This window comes from Anabaena sp. UHCC 0399 (genome assembly GCF_034931465.1).
Lineage (GTDB): Bacteria > Cyanobacteriota > Cyanobacteriia > Cyanobacteriales > Nostocaceae > Trichormus > Trichormus minutissimus.
Genome location: NZ_JAYGGZ010000112.1, coordinates 1 through 2,767 on the forward strand (window position 1 = coordinate 1; position 2,767 = coordinate 2,767).

The window sequence follows — 2,767 nt, forward strand, 5'->3', positions numbered from 1 at the left end:
GAATGGTGGCACAGATGTCGCAATGGTAACAGTAGCAGTGGGGGTCAACCTCAACGGCACTAATAATAACGATAACCTCAATGGGACATCCGGCAACGATATCATTAACGGACTCAACGCCCAAGATACCATTTTCGGCAATGCTGGCAATGACTGCCTTGTAGGTGGCAATGGTGACGATTTACTCTATGGCGGTACTGGCAACGATCAACTTTATGGCGGTAACGGTCAAGACACACTCTATGGTGATGCTGGTAACGACTATCTTGAAGGTGATAACGGTGATGACAAACTCTATGGTGGCGACGGTAACGACAGCCTTTTAGGTGGTAACGGTCAAGATTTACTTGTTGGCGGTGCAGGTAACGATTTCCTCAACGGTGGCAAGGGTGATGATAATCTGACTGGCGGTACTGGTGGCGATATCTTTGTTCTGGAGAAAGCCGCAGGTCGGGAAACAATTACCGACTTTAGTTTAGGTCAGGGCGATAAAATCGGCTTGTCTGGCTTGAGTTTCAATCAGTTGTCCTTCTCTGGTAATCAGATTAGTTTAGGCAATCAAACTCTAGCGATATTGACTGGGTTTGATACCACGACGCTGACGCAGAACAACTTTATCTCTGTTTAAGAGTATTGGGTGGGCGAATGTTTGCCCACTCGACAACTTTTTTAGGTGCATTGCCTTGCATCTTTGTTGCATTGCCTTGCACCTTGATGAGATGTACTTGCACCTTGATAAGATGGACTTGCACCTTAGTTGCATCGGCTTGCACCTTTTGTACAAGCGTCATAACCTTAAAAAGTCATAGCAATCCACGAATAATATAAAGTGCGTAGGCGTAGCCCGTCGTAGACATCGCACTGTTTCATCGATAAAGAAAGCAAATTATGAATCATCAAGGTCTAATTCTTTGGCTGACAGGGTTAAGTGGGGCGGGTAAAACAACCATCGCCTTATCTGTTGCCCAAGAGATGCGATCGCGGAGTTGCCGAGTAGAATTACTTGATAGTGATGTCGTTCGCACCCATTTATTTCAAGGACTTGGATTTAGTAAAGAAGATAGAGATATCAATGTCCGGCGGATTGGTTTTGTTGCCAACTTACTCAGTCGCAATGGGATAGTAGCGATCGTTGCTGCAATCAGTCCCTATCAAGAAATTCGAGAAGAATTAAGAAAAACAACCACCAATTTTATCGAAGTTTACGTTCAAGCACCATTAGCAGTTTGCGAATCCCGCGATGTTAAGGGACTTTACGCCAAAGCCAGGACAGGACAAATCAAACATTTTACTGGCATATCCGACCCTTATGAAGAGCCTTTAAATCCAGAGATGATTTGTATTACCGATAAATTTACAGTTGAGAAATGTGTTTGCCAAGTAATTAGCTACTTAGAATGTCAAGGCTATATTCAGTAAGTTGACGAGAAAAATTCATATACCTACTTTTTTGCACCTGAGTTGCATTGAAGTTGCTCCCCATCAGCCTTGCTCAGTCTTCATGGGCTGATGGCGTTGGCGTAGCCCACCGTAAGTATCGCCACTCTCATGATTCAACATAAGTATTAATTATATAGGACAAAGATCCAAGTTTTGACTAGGATCTTTGTCCGATGCGGTGAATGGGGCGATCGCTATATAATCCATTTCACTATTAAAAATTTATACAATTGCCTAGCCGAGCAGACTATCAAGCTCTCGCTTTCATCCCCCAATGCAGACAGCATAGGGGGCGATCGCGCTGTGCTTTTTTAACCTCAATGCTAATTCGTTATTAAATAATGTCGCGCCTATAGAAACATTCAATTTCTCTAGGCGACAAATACAAGCTAATTAACCATCATGACTGCCAAAATCCATTTTATCTCCGGCTTACCTCGTTCCGGTTCCACCTTACTCGGAGCCTTACTGCGGCAAAATCCCCAGTTTCATGCCAGTATGTCTAGCCCTGTGGGTAGTCTGGTAAACCGAATGCTGGAAGCCATGAGCGAAGACAACGAATATTCTGTCTTCATCACCCCTGAGCAAAAACGGGCATTAACTTTAACTATATTTTCCACGTTTTACCAGTCCCAAGCCGATAAACAAGTCATCTTTGACACTAACCGCTTGTGGTGTAGCAAATTGTCCTTAATTCATGAGCTATTTCCCGGCTCAAAGGTGATTTGCTGTGTGCGGAATGTGGCTTGGATTATGGACAGCATCGAAAGGCTAGTCAGAAAAAACTCTTTTGATGTTTCTCGCTTATTTAACAACCCTACCGAACGCGCCACCGTTTACACCCGTACCGAAGCCTTGAGCCAAGGGGGACGGTTAGTGGGGTTTGCCTATAACGCTCTTAAGGAAGCTTTTTATAGCGAATATAGCTCGCGGTTATTGTTAGTCGATTACGACTTATTAGCGCAAAAGCCGGATAAAGTCTTGCATTTAATTTATCAATTTTTAGAAGAAGAACCATTCGACCATGACTTTGAAAATGTCCAATATGATGCACCGGAATTTGACAACCGACTCAACCTGAAAGGACTGCACACAGTTCGTTCCAAAGTCGAGTTGCAAGAGAGGCAAACCATTTTGCCACCGGATTTATTTACCCAATTTAATCAGTTGTCTTTTTGGACAAATCCTAGCAATAGTTTGGCGAATTTGATTGTCGCCCAACCAACAGACACAACTGACTTTTCACGCTATGTACGTGAAACCTAACCCCCAACCCCTTCCCTGGTAGGGAAGGGGAGTAATAATCAAAGCCTCTCTCCTTGCAGGC

4 protein-coding genes are annotated in these 2,767 nt (G+C 43.8%); 3 read left to right on the forward strand and 1 reads right to left on the reverse strand.

Features of this window, described 5'->3' with window-relative positions; all coding sequences use genetic code 11:
• On the forward strand, positions 1-628 hold a 628-nt coding region (locus VB693_RS28885; protein ID WP_323269272.1), incomplete at its 5' end, for a calcium-binding protein.
• On the opposite strand, the gene VB693_RS28890 is transcribed toward VB693_RS28885, so the two are convergent.
• On the reverse strand, positions 615-791 hold the full coding sequence (locus VB693_RS28890) for a hypothetical protein (protein ID WP_323269273.1): 177 nt from the start codon (positions 789-791) through the stop codon (positions 615-617). The genes VB693_RS28885 and VB693_RS28890 overlap by 14 nt on opposite strands.
• A 97-nt stretch (positions 792-888) precedes the next feature.
• Here VB693_RS28890 and cysC point away from each other — a divergent pair, with 97 nt between their 5' ends.
• Together cysC and VB693_RS28900 are read left to right on the forward strand one after the other, a co-directional pair.
• Positions 889-1,419: an adenylyl-sulfate kinase gene (gene cysC / locus VB693_RS28895; protein WP_323269274.1), complete on the forward strand. Its 531-nt coding sequence runs from the start codon at positions 889-891 to the stop codon at positions 1,417-1,419.
• 423 nt (positions 1,420-1,842) lie between these two features.
• Positions 1,843-2,706, forward strand: coding sequence for a sulfotransferase (locus VB693_RS28900; protein WP_323269275.1), 864 nt, complete (start codon positions 1,843-1,845; stop codon positions 2,704-2,706).
• Positions 2,707-2,767 lie beyond the last annotated feature (61 nt).

What these genes read in the sequence shown, in the direction of transcription:
- VB693_RS28890 (WP_323269273.1), bottom strand. Translation starts at nt 791, where the DNA reads ATGACGCTTGTACAAAAGGTGCAAGCCGATGCAACTAAGGTGCAAGTC.
- cysC (WP_323269274.1), top strand. Translation starts at nt 889, where the DNA reads ATGAATCATCAAGGTCTAATTCTTTGGCTGACAGGGTTAAGTGGGGCG.
- VB693_RS28900 (WP_323269275.1), top strand. Translation starts at nt 1,843, where the DNA reads ATGACTGCCAAAATCCATTTTATCTCCGGCTTACCTCGTTCCGGTTCC.